The sequence below is a fragment of the Pseudomonas sp. PA1(2017) genome (assembly GCF_001945375.1).
GTDB lineage: Bacteria > Pseudomonadota > Gammaproteobacteria > Pseudomonadales > Pseudomonadaceae > Aquipseudomonas.
In genome coordinates, this window is record NZ_MSXU01000015.1 from 57490 (window position 1) to 72890 (window position 15401).

Below are 15401 nucleotides of genomic sequence, written 5' to 3' on the forward strand. Positions count from 1 at the left end.
CTCTCTCGCCGAAGGTGGCCGCTGCTGCCAGGCATAGAAGCCGCTGCGTGATACCCGCAGCAGCCGGCACATCGGTGCTACGGGATAGCGACCGGTCAGCGCCTCGATGGCGCGGAACTTCACTTCGTGGGCTGCGAGAAGATGGCGAGCGCCTTTTTTAAAAAATCGCGCTCCATGGTGACCTGAGCCAGCTGCTGGCGTAGCCGGCGCAACTCAGCACTCTCGCCACGCTGCTTGCCATTGCCCGGAAAGGCATTGTCACCTTGCTGTTCGTACTGGCGCTTCCATTTGCCCAGCAGGCTTTCAGCGATGCCGAGCGTCTCGGCCACATGACGAAGCGGCGTGCCGGCAACCACCTGGTCTACCGCTTCACGTTTGAAAGATTCTGGAAAACGTCGTCTGGTCTGGGTCATGAACACTCCTTGCGGCGGACATTATCCACCTTAAGTCAGTGTCCACTCAGCCCGGGACAGACCAGATCGCACCTTGCCGCTTTTTGGAGCCATCGAAGGAACCTCTGGCCATCGCAGCCCGGTGGCCCTGGCAGATCCGCACGATCATTTCCGTATATGGGCAGCACCGAGCAGCACCTGACAACAGGAAACTACGTGCGACACCTACCCCGCCTGAAAGAACCACACAAACAAAAACGCCGCGCAAATGCGCGGCGTTTTCAGGTAAGGCAAGACTCAGATCGAGAACGACGAGCCGCAACCGCAGGTGGTGGTCGCGTTGGGGTTCTTGATCACGAAGCGTGAGCCTTCGAGGCCTTCCTGGTAATCCACTTCCGCACCGACCAGGTACTGGAAACTCATCGGGTCGACGACAAGGCTGACGCCCTCGCGTTCGACGATGGTGTCGTCGTCGGCCACTTCTTCATCGAAGGTGAAGCCGTACTGGAAGCCCGAACAACCGCCTCCCGTGACGAACACGCGCAGCTTCAGGCGCGGGTTGCCCTCTTCATCAACCAGGCTCTTCACCTTGCTGGCCGCACCCTGCGTGAACTGCATCGCAGCGGCAGGGGTGAAGGTTTCGACGCTCATGTTCTATCTCCCGGCGCCAGGCGCCCATACTGCGTGGTAGCGCTATATTATCCGCTTACCCTAGAAAATTGGTCAACTATTGAGCGTCATCCACGCTCTCGGGCAGCTCCAACGGTCTGTCCTGCTCCTTGATCGGCCGCAGGCCACCTTCGACCTGAGCGCCCATGGCCATTTCCATCAGCCCATAATAGAGGTTGCCGCGAACCCGGGCCTTGGGGCCCAGCTCGACGTGCTGGCTGGCATAGACATCACCGACGATCTCGCCGTCGATCACTACATGGGGGGCGCGCACCTCGCCTTCAACCTGCCCTTCGACGCTGACCCGCACCAAACCCTGCTCGGTGAGGATGTCGCCGAGCACCTTGCCGTCGATCTGCACTGCGCCCTGAAACTCCAGGTCGCCACGAAATTGCGCACCTGCCGCGATCAGGCTGGTTTTGCCCGTGAAGCGCTGCATGTCTGCCTTGCCCTTGCCTTTATTCCACATGGCGAACCATCACCTATCCGTCAGTCCACTCGATTTGACGCTCGACGGCTTTTCCACCTTCGACATCAGCCTTGATACGTATGCGTTTGGGCACGAAGCCCTCGGGAATCCGCAGCTCACCCAACCGCCCACCGTCGGGAATCGCCTGCAGGTGCTTGAACGCGAATGGAATCGCCTTCTCGGTCGAGCCTTCCGGGAGGTCGCCACTGAGCTGAGTCAGCGGCAGGCTCTTCGCCTTGCCATTCATGCTGCCCTCCAGTTGCACGTTCAAACGCCCCTGCAGAGGTTTGTCGTCCTTGCCGATACGGCTGAGCATGAGTTTGAAACGATAGACGCCAGGCGCCTCCGCCGGGTGAATATCGAAGCTGCGGATCAGCAGTCCGTTGACCTTGCTGTCCGGGGCCAGAACCCCCTTGTAGAATGCCAGCTCCTGCTGCTGCTTGAAGTTCTGTTCTTCGAGCAACTTGATGGTCAGGCGGCTTTGCTCGTTGGACTGCTGAGCCAGTTGCTCACCACTGCTGAGTACCGCCATGCGCTGACGTAGCTCGTCCAACTCGCGGACCTGCGTCTCGACCTGCGCCTGCATCTGCTGGAATGCCAGCGCCTGCTCTTGAGTGGATCTGGCTTGCCACCAGTTGCCCCCATAGAAGGCGAGCGGCACCGCGACGAGCAACATCACCAGCGCGACCCGCAAGCGCCGTTCCTGAACCCGGTTGCTGGGGCGAACCTCCCACCCCGTCATCAGGACCGCTGCCCGGGCACGCCGTCACCGCGGTGCCGCGGTGTAATCGCAAAGGGAGCGGATGGGTGCATCGGGTGCCTCGAAACTGTTCGACGAAAAGTCCGATGATAAGGCCCACCCTGCCTGCGGCCAACCGTCTTGATGACTATTGAGATCATGGGCACTAGTATCGCAAGCCCCATCAATGAAAAGGAACGGCAATGCTTTATCTGTGGATCAAAGCCCTGCACATCGTCGCCATGGTCTGCTGGTTTGCCGGTCTGTTCTACCTGCCGCGGCTGTTCGTGTACCACGCCATGAGCGAGGACGAGCCGAGCCGTGAACGCTTCAGCACCATGGAGCGCAAGTTGTACCGGGGCATCATGACGCCGGCGATGATCGCCACCCTGGTGCTGGGTGTGGGCCTGCTGATGCTCGCGCCAGGCTGGATGAGCCAGGGCTGGATGCATGCCAAGCTCACCCTGGTGATCCTGCTGGTGGGTTACCACCATGTATGCGGCGCCATGTACAAACGCCTGGCCCGCGGCGAGAACACGCGTAGCCACGTGTTCTACCGCTGGTTCAACGAGGTGCCGGTGCTGATCCTGATCGCCATCGTCATTCTGGTCGTGGTCAGGCCATTCTGATCCACCACTGACGCGCCTGCTGGCAAGCTGAGAACCACCGCTCAGCTGCGCCGAAAACCGACCCGCCCCCACTTGCCGAACCGATGGCGGCGGGATAGGGTCGGCGACCACTTCTTTCCGTGCAGACAAGGACGCGCATGAGCCAGCCCCGCTACAAGATCGTCTTCGATGGCAGCCTGATGCCCGGCACCTCGCTGGACGAGGTCAAGGCCAACCTGACCAGCCTGTTCAAAAGCGATCGCGCTCGCATCGACGCTCTGTTCGGCCGCGGCCCGGTGGCCATCAAGCGAGACCTGAAAGAAGCCCAGGCCGAACAGTACCTGAGCGCGCTGCAACGGGCTGGTGCCCGCGCTCGCAAGGAGCCGGATCTGGCCGCTGCGCTGAGCCTCGTGGAAACGGATGAAGAAAAAGCCGCCAAGGTGGAGCCAGCGGGTCAGCCGCAGACGTCCATGACATGCCCAAAGTGCGGCCACCAGCAGCTCACGGCTGCCGAATGCTCGGCCTGTGGGGTGATCATCGAGAAGTACCTGGCCCGCCAGGCAGAAGCGCCGCAAAGCCCGCCACCGCGCACGGCGTCGAGCGCTGCCGCACAGCCGCCAACCCCCTATTCGCCGCCCAAGGCGGACATCGACCCGCACGCCGGCCAGGTTGGCCAGTTGAAGATCAATTCGTTCAAAGGCCGTATCGGCAGGATGCGTTACCTGGCCTGGTCGCTGGCATTGCTGTTCATCTTCGTCGGCGTCATGGCCGGCATCTCGGCCATCACCATGGTGGCCGATACCCTTGGCAGCATCCTGTTGGTCGGCGCGGTGATCGGCATGCTGGTGATCAGCGCGCAGATCGGCGTGCAGCGTCTGCATGACATGGGCTGGTCCGGCTGGCTGTGGCTGCTCAACGTGGTGCCGATCATCAGCAGCGTGTTCTGGATCGTCATGCTGGTGGTGCCAGGCCCCGCCGGCAGCAACCGCTACGGCCCACCGCCACCGCCCAACAGCCTGGGCGTGAACCTGGTGGCAGGAATCTTCCTGATCCTGCTCATCGGTGGCCTGCTGATGATGTTCCTGAGTGGTTTTGCCATGCTGGCGATCTTCGGCGGCCTGTTCGGCGAACTGTTAAGCGGCAGTTGAGGCACCGCACCGCGAGCACTTTATTTTCCTCACCCGCGCTGCGAGTGCAGCGCTGGCTGCCTGGTTGCGGATAGGCTATACACCTGCCCGCGAAGTGCTCTGGAGAACCTCATGTCACGTTATGCCCTGGTCACGGGTGCCTCGAGCGGCATCGGCCTCGCCCTGGCCGAAGCGCTGGCTCGCCGCGGGCGTAACCTGATCCTCGTGGCGCGCAAGCGCGACGCGCTGGAAAGCATCGCCTACGAGCTGACCCAGCGCTTTTCCGTGGACGTGCTGTTTCGCGTCTGCGACCTCAGCGAGCCTCTGCAACTCTCGGGACTGCTCCATGAGTTGGAGCAGAACGGCCAGGTCATCGAATTGCTGGTGAACAATGCGGGCCTGGGCAGCGGCGGCGCGTTCGTCGCCCAGGACTGGCGACGCGAACAGCAACTGCTGGAGCTCAACGTGCTGGCCCTGGCGCGCCTGTGCCACGCCATCGGCACAGTGATGGCAGCCCGCGGCCACGGGCAGATTCTCAATGTCGCCTCGGTCGCCGCGTTCCAGCCCGGCCCGTGGATGAGCAGCTATTACGCCAGCAAGGCCTATGTGCTGCATTTCTCCGAGGGTCTACGCGAGGAGCTGCGCCACCATGGCGTCAAGGTTTCGGTGCTCTGCCCTGGGCCGACCCGCAGCGCTTTCTTCCGCAATGCGCAGCTCGATGCCACGGCTCTCGAACGCGGCAAACTGATGCTGAGCGCCGAGGAAGTGGCGCTGATTGCGGTGCGCGGCCTGGAGCGCAACCGCGCGATCATCGTGCCTGGTTGGCGCAACCGCCTGCTGACGATGGCGCCCCGCTTGTTTCCCCGCTGGCTGGTGCGGCGAGTAGCGGCGCGCATCAATCGCCGCTTCGGCCGCGCCTGACTCAGTTCGCGCTGACCGTCCGCCCCCGCGCCCAGGCCCTTAGCTCGGCGAGCCGTTCCGCCATGATCACCGACAACGGCGCAGTGGCCTGAATACCACGCAGCAGCGTGCCATTATCGACCGACTGCTGCTGCGCCTGGGCCGCATACAGGGCGCTGACCACCACCTGCTCGATCTCCGCGCCGGAAAAACCATCTGAGGCCGACGCCAGTTGCACCAGGTCGAAGGCCGAAGGCTCCAGCTCGCGGCGCTGCAGGTGAATGCGAAAAATCTCCGCGCGAATCTCCGCCTCTGGCAGGTCGACGAAGAACAGCTCGTCGAAACGCCCCTTGCGCACCAGCTCCGGCGGCAGACGGTCGATCACGTTGGCGGTGGCCACCATGAACACCGATGACTTGCGCTCGGCCATCCAGGTCAGCAGCGTGCCCAGCACGCGCTGGCTGACGCCGCCGTCCTGGTCACCGCTGGCCAGGCCCTTCTCGATCTCGTCGACCCACAGCACGCACGGCGACATCTGTTCGGCCAGCGCCAGCGCTTCACGCAGGTTGCGCTCGGTTTCACCGAAGAACTTGTTGTACAGGCAGCCGAAATCCAGGCGCAGCAAGGGCAGCCCCCAGAGCCCAGCCACCGCCTTGGCCGCCAGGCTCTTGCCCGAACCCTGCACGCCGACCAGCAGCATGCCCTTGGGAATATCCACGCCTTCACCCGCGAAGAAGATACGCTGCCGCTCGCCCAGCCAGCGTTTGAGGTTGGCCAGCCCGCCGACATCGGCGAAACGCGCCGTGTCGTGTTCGTAGCTGAGCACGCCATCGAGGTCGAGCAGCTCGAACTTGGCCTTGTTCAGCTCCGGCAGATCTTCCTGAGTGATGGCGCCGTCGTCGCAGATCAGGTTGCGGGCCAGCAGCCTCGCCTCGGCGTGGCTCATGCCGCGCAGGTTCTTCACCACCTGCTGCAGGGTGCGGTTATCGGTGCGTACCCGGCGGTTGCGGTTGCGCTCGCTCCAGCGCGCCGCCTCCTCGCGCACGATGGCCAGCAGTTCGTCTTCAACCGGCAGCGCCAGGTTGAAACGCGCGGCGTAGCGCTGCACTTCCGGCGGCAGCTTGCAGGCGTGGGACACCAGCACCAGGGTTGGCGCATGGACGGCATCAGCCATGGCGACCTCCTTGAGCAGGCGCACCAATTTCGGGTTGTCGGTTAGAAACGGATGCAGGTCGCACATCACGTAAAGGCTGCCCTGCTGGTCGGCCTTGATCAGCCGCAATGCCGCTTCGGGGTCGTGGCTTTCACCTTCGGCGAAGGCTTCCCCCGCGAAACCGGCACGCTGCAAGCCGTCGGTGATCGACCAGGTAAACAGGCCCAGCGCGCGACGTACCGCCAGCCCGGTGAGGGTTTCCAGCACGCGGCGCTCGTCCCAGGACTCGATCAGCACCAGCTTGACCTTGGAATCGAGCACCAGCCCCAGGTCGTGAATATCGTTCTTCACAGCAACTCCTTATGCCCAAGCGGCAGCACATGTTCCTGCCAAGCCGAGAGGTGAGCAAGTGGCGGATACACCGCAATGGACGTGCCGCACGTTTATGCCCATCCGCCAGGCGTCACGCCCGCAAACGCCATTTGCGGTAGACTGGCCGCTCATGTCATCGCCGGAGAAACCTCATGGCCAACGACCGCCATTATTCGCCCGTCGACCGCCTGCTGCTGCAAGCCGATATGGCGCTGCGCACGCTGCTGCCCTTCAGCGGCCAACCGTCTCGCCCATCCCCTGCCGTCGTCGAGCAGGAGGCCGAGCTCGATGCCAAGCAGACCCGCCATATCGCCGGGCTGATGCGCATCAACCACACCGGCGAGGTCTGCGCCCAGGCTCTGTATCAGGGCCAGGCGCTGACCGCGCGCCTGCCGCGCGTGCGCGAAGCCATGGAGCATGCGGCCGACGAGGAAATCGATCACCTGGCCTGGTGCGAGCAGCGCATCCGTCAGCTGGGCAGTCATCCCAGCGTGCTGAATCCGGTGTTCTACGGGCTTTCGTTCGGTGTAGGGGCGGTGGCGGGCCTGGTCAGCGACCGGGTCAGCCTGGGCTTCGTGGCCGCGACCGAGGATCAGGTGGTCAAGCACCTGGACGAGCATCTGGAGCAGATCCCCGAGCAGGACACCAAGTCCCGGGCCATCCTCGAACAGATGCGCAGCGATGAACTGGAGCACGCCAACAGCGCGCTGGATGCCGGCGGCGTGCGCTTTCCCGCACCGGTCAAGCTGGGCATGACGCTGCTGTCCAAGGTCATGACCAAAACCACCTACCGCATCTGACGCAAGCAATCACAGGGCGACGTAGGTCGCCCTGCTCTCTCAGGCACCCAGTTCGACGATCTCGTAATCGTGGGTGATTTCCACGCCGGCGCGGCCGAGCATGATCGACGCCGAGCAGTACTTGTCCGCCGACAGCTCCACCGCTCGCTTGACCTGGGCTTCTTTCAGGCCACGACCTTTCACCACGAAATGCAGGTGGATCTTGGTGAATACCTTGGGATCTTCGGACGCGCGCTCGGCCTCCAGAAAGGCTTCGCAGCTCTCGACCGGCTGACGGGACTTCTTGAGGATGCTCACCACGTCGAAGTTGCTGCAGCCACCCAGGCCGATCAGCAGCATTTCCATGGGGCGCACGCCCAGGTTGCGGCCGCCACTCTCGGGTGGCCCGTCCATTACCACCGCGTGGCCGCTGCCGGACTCACCGAGAAACAGCGCTTCACCGGCCCATTGAACGCGAGCTTTCATCGTTGCCGCTCCTGCTTTTAAAAGGCCGGCAGCTTATCACAGCGCAGCTTTTGCACTGCGCACCACGGATGCTGTTAGAGTTCCGCCAAGAACGTGTAACACCTCACAAATCGGATCACCGGTAAGTATCACCGGCCATGATGATGCCGTTTTAGTGGCACAATCGCTTTCATGAGGTACGACGACGTTCCTGATCGATAAGAACAAGGTATTCATCCGGGCCGCCTTTCTTGCACCGGAGCTGGACAGCGTCACCTACTCACGCCTGTCACAGGCCTATCTTCACAAATTTGGAATCCCAGGCATGGTCGCTATCACTCTCACGCCAAAGGTCAAAAACTTCGACAAGCTACTCGCGCATTGTCACCGTCGTCGCTACACGGCCAAAAGCACCATCATTTATGCCGGTGATCGCAGCGAAACGCTGTACTTCATCGTCAAGGGCTCGGTCACCATCCTGATCGAGGACGATGACGGCCGCGAGATGATCATCGCCTACCTCAACCCCGGCGATTTCTTCGGCGAGATGGGCCTGTTCTGCAAGGAAGGCGCCGAAAAAGAACGCAGCGCCTGGGTACGTGCGAAGACCGAGTGTGAAGTGGCCGAGCTGAGTTACGCCAAATTCCGCGAGCTGACCCAGCAGGATCCGGACATCATGTTCGCCCTGGGCTCGCAGATGGCCGAACGCCTGCGCAACACCACCCGCAAGGTCGGTGACCTGGCCTTTCTCGACGTGACCGGTCGCGTGGCGCGTACCCTGCTCGACCTGTGCAAGCAGCCCGATGCCATGACCCACCCCGACGGCATGCAGATCAAGATCACCCGCCAGGAAATCGGCCGTATCGTCGGCTGCTCGCGGGAGATGGTCGGCCGCGTACTCAAGTCCCTGGAAGAACAGGGCCTGGTGTTCGTGAAAGGCAAGACCATGGTGGTCTTCGGTACGCGCTAAAAAAACGGGGCATCGATCGCTGCCCCGTTCTTCCATCAAGCCTTGGCCGCGACCGCCAGGGCTTCGACTTCAGGCCGTTTGATCAGCGCGTAAACCACGCCGGTCACCAGGCTGCCCGCCACGATAGCCAGCAGATACAGCAGCGCATGGTTGATGGCATTGGGGATCAGCAGCACGAACAAGCCGCCATGCGGCGCCATCAGCTTGCAGCCGAAGTACATCGACAGCGCACCGGTCAGCGCGCCACCGGCAATGCTGGCCGGGATCACGCGCAACGGATCCTTCGCCGCGAACGGGATGGCTCCCTCGGAAATGAAGCACAGCCCCAGCACACCAGCGGCCTTGCCGGCCTCACGCTCGGTCTGGCTGAACTTGCGTCGGGCCAGCACGGTAGCGATGGCCATGCCGATCGGCGGCACCATGCCAGCGGCCATGGTCGCGGCCATCGGCGCGTAGCTCTGCGACGCCAGCAGGCCGACCGAGAACGCATAGGCCGCCTTGTTGATCGGCCCGCCCAGATCCACGCACATCATGCCGCCGAGCAGCAGCCCGAGCAGGATCGCATTGGTGGTGCCCATGTTCTGCAGAAAGGCTTCCAGGGAGGCCATGATCGCGGCCACCGGCGTGCCGACCACATAGATCATCGCCAGGCCGGTGACCAGGCTGGCGAGCAGCGGAATCAGCAGGATCGGCTTCAGCGCTTCGATGCTCTGCGGCAGGCGCAGCCAGCGGTTGAGCGCCAGGGCCAGGTAACCGGCCAAGAACCCGGCGATGATGCCGCCCAGAAAGCCGGTGCCCAGAGCACTGGCCAGCATGCCGCCGATCATGCCGGGCGCCAGGCCTGGGCGATCGGCGATCGAGTAGGCGATGTAACCCGCCAGCACCGGAATCATCAGCGCGAACGCGGCATCGCCGCCAATCTTCATCAAGGCCGCCGGCAGGGTGCCTTCCTGCTTGAAGGCCTCGATGCCGAAGACGAACGACAGTGCGATCAACAACCCCCCCGCCACCACCATCGGCAGCATGAAGGAAACGCCGGTCAGCAGGTGCTTGTAAGGACCGCTCTTGGTAGCCGGCTTGCCGCTCTCGGCACTCTGCGCCTGCCCCGCGCCTTGCTGCAGCACGCCTTCTACCAAGGCCTTCTGCAAGGTCTGCTTGGGCTGTTTGAGGGCGACGCCCGTGCCGCAGCGATAGACTTTCTTGCCGGCGAAGCGGTCGGTTTCCACTTCGATATCGGTGGCCAGCAGCACCACGTCGGCCGCTTTGATGCTCGCCTCGTCAAGCAGATTACGCGCACCGACCGAGCCGCGGGTTTCCACCTTCAGGTCGTAGCCCAGTTGCTCGGCCGCCTGCTGCAACGCTTCGGCGGCCATGAAGGTGTGCGCCACACCGGTCGGGCAGGCGGTGATCGCCACCAGCCGGGGTTTACCGGACGGCGCCGCAGCGGCCGGTGCCACCTGATTGAGCACCTGCGCCTGCTCGGCAGCGGTACGCAGAAATTGCTGCGGGTCGGCCAGCGCCTCGGAGGGCGTGGATTGCACCACGCGCTTGCCGACGAAGCGCTGCAGGTCCAACTCACCGGTCTTGACCACCAGCACCAGTTCCGCCGCCTCGATGGCGGCGGCGCTCAGCGGCGAGCCGATGGCCTTGGCATCATGCACCTCGACCTGGGTGGACCAACCCAGTCGCTCGGCCGCCGCCTGCAGCAGGCGGGAACACAACACGCTGGTGACCTGACCATTGGGGCAGGCGGTAACGATCAGCACATTCATTGCAGCGACCTCTAATTATTGTTTCGACGTGACAGTCACGGCCGCCTCGAGGCGGGCGAGCTGTTGCCGATCGTGAATTCCGAAACCGATTTGCGTGACCGCCTGGGCGGCGACCGCCGTTGCCAGGCGCAGGGTGCGTTCGGCCGGCCAGCCGCTCAGCAGCCCATGCAGGGTGGCGGCGAGCAGTGAATCACCGGCGCCCACGGTGCTGGCCACTTCCACACGTGGCGGCTGGGCATTGAGCACGCCGTGGGAGCCGAACCAGTCGGCGCCTTGCGAGCCGCGCGAGAGCAGCACGTGCTCGACCCCGCCGGCACGCAGCTTGGCGATGGCCGCATCGATCTGTTCGGGCGAAGCCTGCTCCAGCTCGCAAGCCTCGGCCAGCTCTTCCTCGTTGGGCTTGATCAGCCAGGGACTGGTCGCCAGACCGGCACGCAGCGCCGCGCCGCTGGTATCCAGCGCTACCGGCAGGCCGAGTGCCGTCAGGCGGCGCAGCAAAGCGGCGAACCATTCGGTGGTCACCCCGCGCGGCAGGCTGCCAGCGACAACCACCGCATCGTGGCCAGCGGCAATGTCGTCCAGTTGGGCGAGCAACTGCGCCTGATGTGCCGAATCCACCTCGGGGCCGGGCCCGTTGAGGTCGGTGATACGCCCGTCGCGCTCGGCGAGCTTGATGTTGCTGCGGGTTTCCCCCGGTACGCGCACGAAGGCATCGATAAAGCCGCGGCGGTGCATCAGGTGCTCGAACGGCGCCGCATTGGCCTGGCCGAGAAAGCCACTGACCGTGACTTTGTGGCCAAGATCGGCCAGCACCTGCGCCACGTTGAGGCCCTTGCCTGCCGCATGGCTGGTCATGCCCAGGCTGCGGTTGACGTTGCCGGCCTGCAGGGTATCCAGGCTGACGGTCAGGTCCAGCGCGGGATTGAGGGTCAGGGTAAGAATCCGCGCCATCACTGCGCCTCCTCGACCAACGCACGCACTGCCGCGGCACTGGGCAGCAACAGCGCCTGTTGGGCCTGGGCCCTGCAATGCTGCAGATCCAGCTCGCGCACCCGCGCCTTGACCAGCGGGATGCTGCGCGCAGCCACGCTCAGCTCGTCGACGCCCAGGCCCACCAGCAGCGGCACCGCGAGCATGTCGGCGGCCAGTTCACCGCACACGCCGACCCATTTGCCTTCGGCATGGGCGGCTTCGACGGTCATGCCGATCAGGCGCAGCACCGAAGGGTGCACGCCGTCGGCCTGGGCCGAGAGCGTCGGGTGGCCACGGTCGATGGCCAACGTGTATTGCGTCAGGTCGTTGGTGCCGATACTGAAGAAGTCCACTTCGCGGGCCAGCACGGGCGCCAGCAATGCCGCAGACGGCACCTCGATCATGATGCCCAGTTGCAGATCGCTCAGCGGAATCTCGCTGCGCAGCTTCTCGACCATTTCCCGCGCCGCACGCCATTCCTCGACCTGCCCGACCATCGGGAACATGATGCGTAGAGGGCGACCTTCAGCGGCCTGCAGCAGGGCGCGCAGCTGGGTTTCCATGATGTCCGGGCGTTGCAGGGTCAGGCGAATGCCGCGCACCCCCAGGAACGGGTTTTCCTCTTCGGGCATCGGCCAGTACGGCAGCGGCTTGTCGCCACCGACATCCAGGGTGCGCACCACCAGTGGTCGGCCCTGCAGGGCATCGAAAACGCGGCGGTACTCGGCTTCCTGGGTGGCTACGTCGGGCGCCTGGCCATGATTCATGAACACCAGCTCGGTACGCAGCAGCCCCACCGCTTCGGCGCCAAGTTCGACCGCGCCAGCCGCCTCGCCACTGGCGCCGATATTCACGGCCACCTCGACGGCATGACCGTCGCGAGTGTGCGCCGGCTGCAGGCGCTCGCCATGGGCACGCTCGCGGCGCTGCTCGCTGGCCTGCCGCTCGCGCTCGGCTTGGGCCAGGGTTGCCTGGTCCGGCTGCACCCACAACTGGCCGCGGTCGCCATCGAGCAGCAAAGCCGTACTCTGTTCCAGCAACAGCAGGCTTTCACCGGCGCCGACCACGCAGGGAATGCCCAGCGCACGGGCAATGATCGCGCTGTGGGCGGTCGCCCCGCCACGGGCAGTGACGATGCCGGCCACGCGCTGACGATCCAGGCTGGCGACATCTGACGGACCGACTTCGCCCATCACCAGAATGTAGGGCTCGACAGGTTCTTGCGGTGCTTCGACGCCGCACAGGTGAGCCAACACCCGGCGACCGACGTCACGCAAGTCGGCAGCACGCTCAGCCAGCAAGGCGTCATGCAGGGACTCCTGCTGCGCGGCGGCCGCTTCGATTTCACCGACCCAGGCGGCCTGGGCGCTGGCACCGCTGGCCAGGCGCGCGTCGACATCCTCGCGCAGCGCCGGGTCGCGGAGCATCGCCTGATGGGTCACGAAGATGTCCCTGATGCTGGCCTCGTCGCTGCGCTCGACCAGCCGCTGGATCTCACCGTCGATGTGCTGCAACGCCTGATCCAGACGCTGGCGCTCGGCCGCGACGCCTTCGCCACGTTCGGGGTAGTCGAGCTTCGGCATGCGTCGCACGAAGGCCGGGCCACTGGCGATGCCCGGCGAGGCCGCCACGGCATGCACACGCGAACCGGCGACCGGTGCGACGACGGTTTCCTTGGTACGCGATTCGGCGATTGGCTCGGCAGCGTTCTCGACCTGCACGGGCAGCGGCTCGACGTCTTCGCCCAGGCCGGCGAGGATTGCCGCTTCGATGGCCGGCAACGCCTGCTCGGCGATGGCCGGGTCGGCGCTGAACTCCAGCACCTGGCCACGACGCGCACCGAGGGCCAGCAACTTGCTCAGGCTCTTGGCCGACACCGTGGCCGCTGAGCCATCGACCAGGCGTACGCGAACTTCACCGTCAAAACCCTGGGCGATTTCGCTCAGGGTCTTGGCCGGGCGGGCGTGCAGACCGTGGGCGTTGGCCAGGGTGATGCGCAGGCTCGGCCAGTCGGCCGGCAGCTCGGCACCCAGCGCCTCGAGCACGCCACGGCTGCTGGTAGCCTGGGTGAGCACCTCGCCCTGCCCGGCGATCAGCAGGTCGCACAGCCGCTCGAGCACCTGGCGGTGGCCTTCACCCAGGCAAGCCAGGCAGAACAGACCCGCTACCGGCTGGTCGCCACGCTGCAACGGCTGCGCCGGGGTAACGAAGGCCAGGCCCGGGCGCTCGACGCCCTGCTCGCAGCTCAGCCACCACAAGCCATTGCCCAGCGGCAGGGGCTCGGCCTGCACCAGGCTGGCCGCGTAACCGGCGCCTGCGCAGCCGGCCTTCTTCAGCAGGCGCGCGCCCTGCCAGGTCAACTCGTCGAGATCCTCGGCCTCGACGCCCAGGCCGACCAGTTGTGCATCCAGCGCCAGCTCCGGCGCCGCGCCCTGAAGCAACCCGAGAATCGCCTCGGCATCCTGGGCTTCGCGCAGCGCTTGGCTCAGGTCACCCTCGCCCAGCGCGCGAGTGAGCAGTTGCAGCAAATGCAGGTGCTCGTCGGAACGTGCCGCGATAGCAATGGCCAGGTACACCCGCTGGCCATCCCCCCAATCCACACCCTCGGGAAACTGGATCAGCCGCATGCCGGTCTCGAACACCTCGTCGCGGGTTTCAGGGGTGCCGTGGGGAATGGCGATGCCCTGCCCCAGGTAGGTCGAACCCTGGCGTTCACGCGCCTGCATGCCATCCAGATAGCCGGCCGCCACCAGGCCATCGGCCACCAGATTCTCGGCAAGCAGGGCCAGCGCCTGCTGCTTGTCGACGGCCTGTCGGCCCATCTGGATTTGCGAAGGGTGTAGTTCGAGCATGACGTTTCTCCTCAAGCAAGACCGGCTGCAGACGGGCTTGGCGGACATTCTTGTTAGCTTAGTCGACTCGTTTGCTGAATCGTTTCATCTAGGACTGGCACGTTACCTGATTATGGGTAATCCTTGAAGGCCTGGCAGAGGAGACAGCCATTTGAAGTTGACCGATATTGCCCGCCTGGCCGGCGTTTCAGTGACCACGGCCAGCTACGTGATCAATGGCCAGGCCGCCAAGCGGCGTATCAGCGCGGCCACCGTTCAGCGCGTGCTCGAAGTCGTGGAAAAGCACGACTACCGCCCCAACACCCAGGCCGCCGGCCTGCGCCGTGGCGAAAGCCGCTGCCTGGGGTTCATCCTGCCGGATCTGGAAAACCCCAGCTATGCGCGGCTCGCCAAGCTGCTCGAACAGCGCGCGCGGGCAGCCGGTTACCAGTTACTGATCGCCAGCTCCGACGACCAGCCAGACAGCGAGCGGCAATTGCTGGAACTGTTTCGCTCGCGGCGCTGCGATGCGCTGATCGTCGCCAGTTGCCTGCCACAGGACGCCGCCGACTACCGCCAACTGGTGGCTGCCGGCACACCGGTAATCGCCGTCGACCGCGCCCTGGACCCCGAGCACCTGTATTCGGTGGTCAGCGATGACCGCCAGGCCGGCGAGCAGCTGACCCGCAGCCTGGTGCAACAGGGCCAGCGCCATGCCGCCCTGATCGGCGCTCGGTTGGAGTTGCCGATCAGCCAGGCCCGCGAACAGGGCTTTCGGGATGCGCTGGCCGGCTTCGATGGGCTGGTTAACGTCAGCCACGCCGAGCAATTCAGCCGCCAGTGGGGCTACCGGCAAATGAAGCAACTGCTGGCCAGCGATGGCCTGCCAGACGTGCTGGTGACCACCGCTTACGTGCTACTGGAAGGCGTGCTCGATGCGTTGCACGAACATCCCGAGCTGGATACCCGCACCCTGCGCCTTGGCACCTTCGGTGATGCACAGTTGCTAGACTTCCTGCCCATGCGCGTGAATGCCATTTCCCAGCAGCACGAGCGCATCGCCGAGCGGGTGTTCGACCGCCTGCTCGACGCCTTGGACGGCAGCTACCACCCGGGCCTGGATGCCATCGAGCGAGGCCTGAAGATTCGCTTCAAGCCCTAGGTAGGCCTCTCAGCCGGAGGC

At 64.7% G+C, this 15401-nt stretch carries 16 protein-coding genes; 6 read left to right on the top strand and 10 right to left on the bottom strand.

The features are described from left to right. Nucleotides 1-119: 119 nt before the first annotated feature. From BVH01_RS20935 to BVH01_RS20950, 4 genes are all read right to left on the bottom strand, one after another. Complete coding sequence (locus BVH01_RS20935; RefSeq protein ID WP_075932179.1) at nt 120-413, bottom strand: transposase; 294 nt, start codon at nt 411-413, stop codon at nt 120-122. A gap of 276 nt (nt 414-689) precedes the next feature. Beyond that, entirely contained in the window at nt 690-1043 is a 354-nt protein-coding gene (erpA, locus tag BVH01_RS20940) for an iron-sulfur cluster insertion protein ErpA (protein ID WP_013789740.1), read from the bottom strand. 76 nt (nt 1044-1119) lie between these two features. Beyond that, nucleotides 1120-1530 (bottom strand): polymer-forming cytoskeletal protein, encoded by a 411-nt coding sequence (locus tag BVH01_RS20945; RefSeq protein ID WP_075932180.1) that lies wholly within the window; start codon nt 1528-1530, stop codon nt 1120-1122. Between the two features lie 13 nt (nt 1531-1543). Next, nucleotides 1544-2224 (bottom strand): DUF6776 family protein, encoded by a 681-nt coding sequence (locus BVH01_RS20950; RefSeq protein ID WP_083652136.1) that lies wholly within the window; start codon nt 2222-2224, stop codon nt 1544-1546. A 248-nt stretch (nt 2225-2472) separates the two neighbouring features. Here BVH01_RS20950 and hemJ point away from each other — a divergent pair, with 248 nt between their 5' ends. The 3 genes from hemJ to BVH01_RS20965 all read left to right on the top strand — a co-directional run bounded on the left by hemJ (nt 2473) and on the right by BVH01_RS20965 (nt 4925). Beyond that, nucleotides 2473-2898 carry a protoporphyrinogen oxidase HemJ gene (hemJ, locus tag BVH01_RS20955; protein ID WP_075932182.1) on the top strand — a complete coding sequence of 142 codons (426 nt, stop codon included), beginning with the start codon at nt 2473-2475 and terminating at the stop codon, nt 2896-2898. Nucleotides 2899-3035: 137 nt separating this feature from the next. Continuing rightward, the gene (locus BVH01_RS20960) at nt 3036-4025 is read left to right on the top strand and encodes a DUF805 domain-containing protein (protein WP_075932183.1); all 990 of its coding nucleotides are present in this window, start codon (nt 3036-3038) and stop codon (nt 4023-4025) included. A gap of 111 nt (nt 4026-4136) precedes the next feature. Then, nucleotides 4137-4925, top strand: a complete 789-nt coding sequence (locus tag BVH01_RS20965; protein ID WP_075932184.1) for an SDR family oxidoreductase — start codon at nt 4137-4139, stop codon at nt 4923-4925. Between the two features lies 1 nt (nt 4926). Here BVH01_RS20965 and BVH01_RS20970 read toward each other — a convergent pair whose 3' ends face one another. Continuing rightward, entirely contained in the window at nt 4927-6408 is a 1482-nt protein-coding gene (locus tag BVH01_RS20970; RefSeq protein ID WP_075932185.1) for an AAA family ATPase, read from the bottom strand. Nucleotides 6409-6581: 173 nt separating this feature from the next. Here BVH01_RS20970 and coq7 point away from each other — a divergent pair, with 173 nt between their 5' ends. Continuing rightward, nucleotides 6582-7229 (top strand): 2-polyprenyl-3-methyl-6-methoxy-1,4-benzoquinone monooxygenase, encoded by a 648-nt coding sequence (gene coq7, locus BVH01_RS20975; protein WP_075932186.1) that lies wholly within the window; start codon nt 6582-6584, stop codon nt 7227-7229. Nucleotides 7230-7268: 39 nt separating this feature from the next. On the opposite strand, the gene BVH01_RS20980 is transcribed toward coq7, so the two are convergent. Both BVH01_RS20980 and BVH01_RS24555 read right to left on the bottom strand, forming a co-directional pair. Then, on the bottom strand, nt 7269-7694 hold the full coding sequence (locus BVH01_RS20980; protein ID WP_013789732.1) for an OsmC family protein: 426 nt from the start codon (nt 7692-7694) through the stop codon (nt 7269-7271). Between the two features lie 36 nt (nt 7695-7730). Next, a complete protein-coding gene (locus tag BVH01_RS24555) occupies nt 7731-7910 on the bottom strand; it encodes a hypothetical protein (protein WP_139315688.1) in 180 nt (59 codons plus the stop codon). 88 nt (nt 7911-7998) lie between these two features. Here BVH01_RS24555 and crp point away from each other — a divergent pair, with 88 nt between their 5' ends. Further along, nucleotides 7999-8643 (top strand): cAMP-activated global transcriptional regulator CRP, encoded by a 645-nt coding sequence (crp, locus tag BVH01_RS20985; protein ID WP_075932187.1) that lies wholly within the window; start codon nt 7999-8001, stop codon nt 8641-8643. Between the two features lie 35 nt (nt 8644-8678). On the opposite strand, the gene BVH01_RS20990 is transcribed toward crp, so the two are convergent. Genes BVH01_RS20990 through ptsP form a run of 3 tightly spaced genes read right to left on the bottom strand, consistent with a single transcriptional unit; the run spans nt 8679 to nt 14239 of the window. Next, nucleotides 8679-10415 (bottom strand): PTS fructose-like transporter subunit IIB, encoded by a 1737-nt coding sequence (locus BVH01_RS20990; protein WP_075932188.1) that lies wholly within the window; start codon nt 10413-10415, stop codon nt 8679-8681. A 15-nt stretch (nt 10416-10430) separates the two neighbouring features. After that, entirely contained in the window at nt 10431-11366 is a 936-nt protein-coding gene (gene pfkB, locus BVH01_RS20995; protein WP_075932189.1) for a 1-phosphofructokinase, read from the bottom strand. Beyond that, the gene (ptsP, locus tag BVH01_RS21000) at nt 11366-14239 is read right to left on the bottom strand and encodes a phosphoenolpyruvate--protein phosphotransferase (protein ID WP_075932190.1); all 2874 of its coding nucleotides are present in this window, start codon (nt 14237-14239) and stop codon (nt 11366-11368) included. Before ptsP ends, pfkB begins: the two co-directional genes overlap by 1 nt. A gap of 151 nt (nt 14240-14390) precedes the next feature. Between ptsP and cra the strand changes: the two genes are divergently transcribed. Continuing rightward, nucleotides 14391-15380, top strand: coding sequence for a catabolite repressor/activator (gene cra, locus BVH01_RS21005; protein WP_075932191.1), 990 nt, complete (start codon nt 14391-14393; stop codon nt 15378-15380). Nucleotides 15381-15401: the final 21 nt, after the last annotated feature.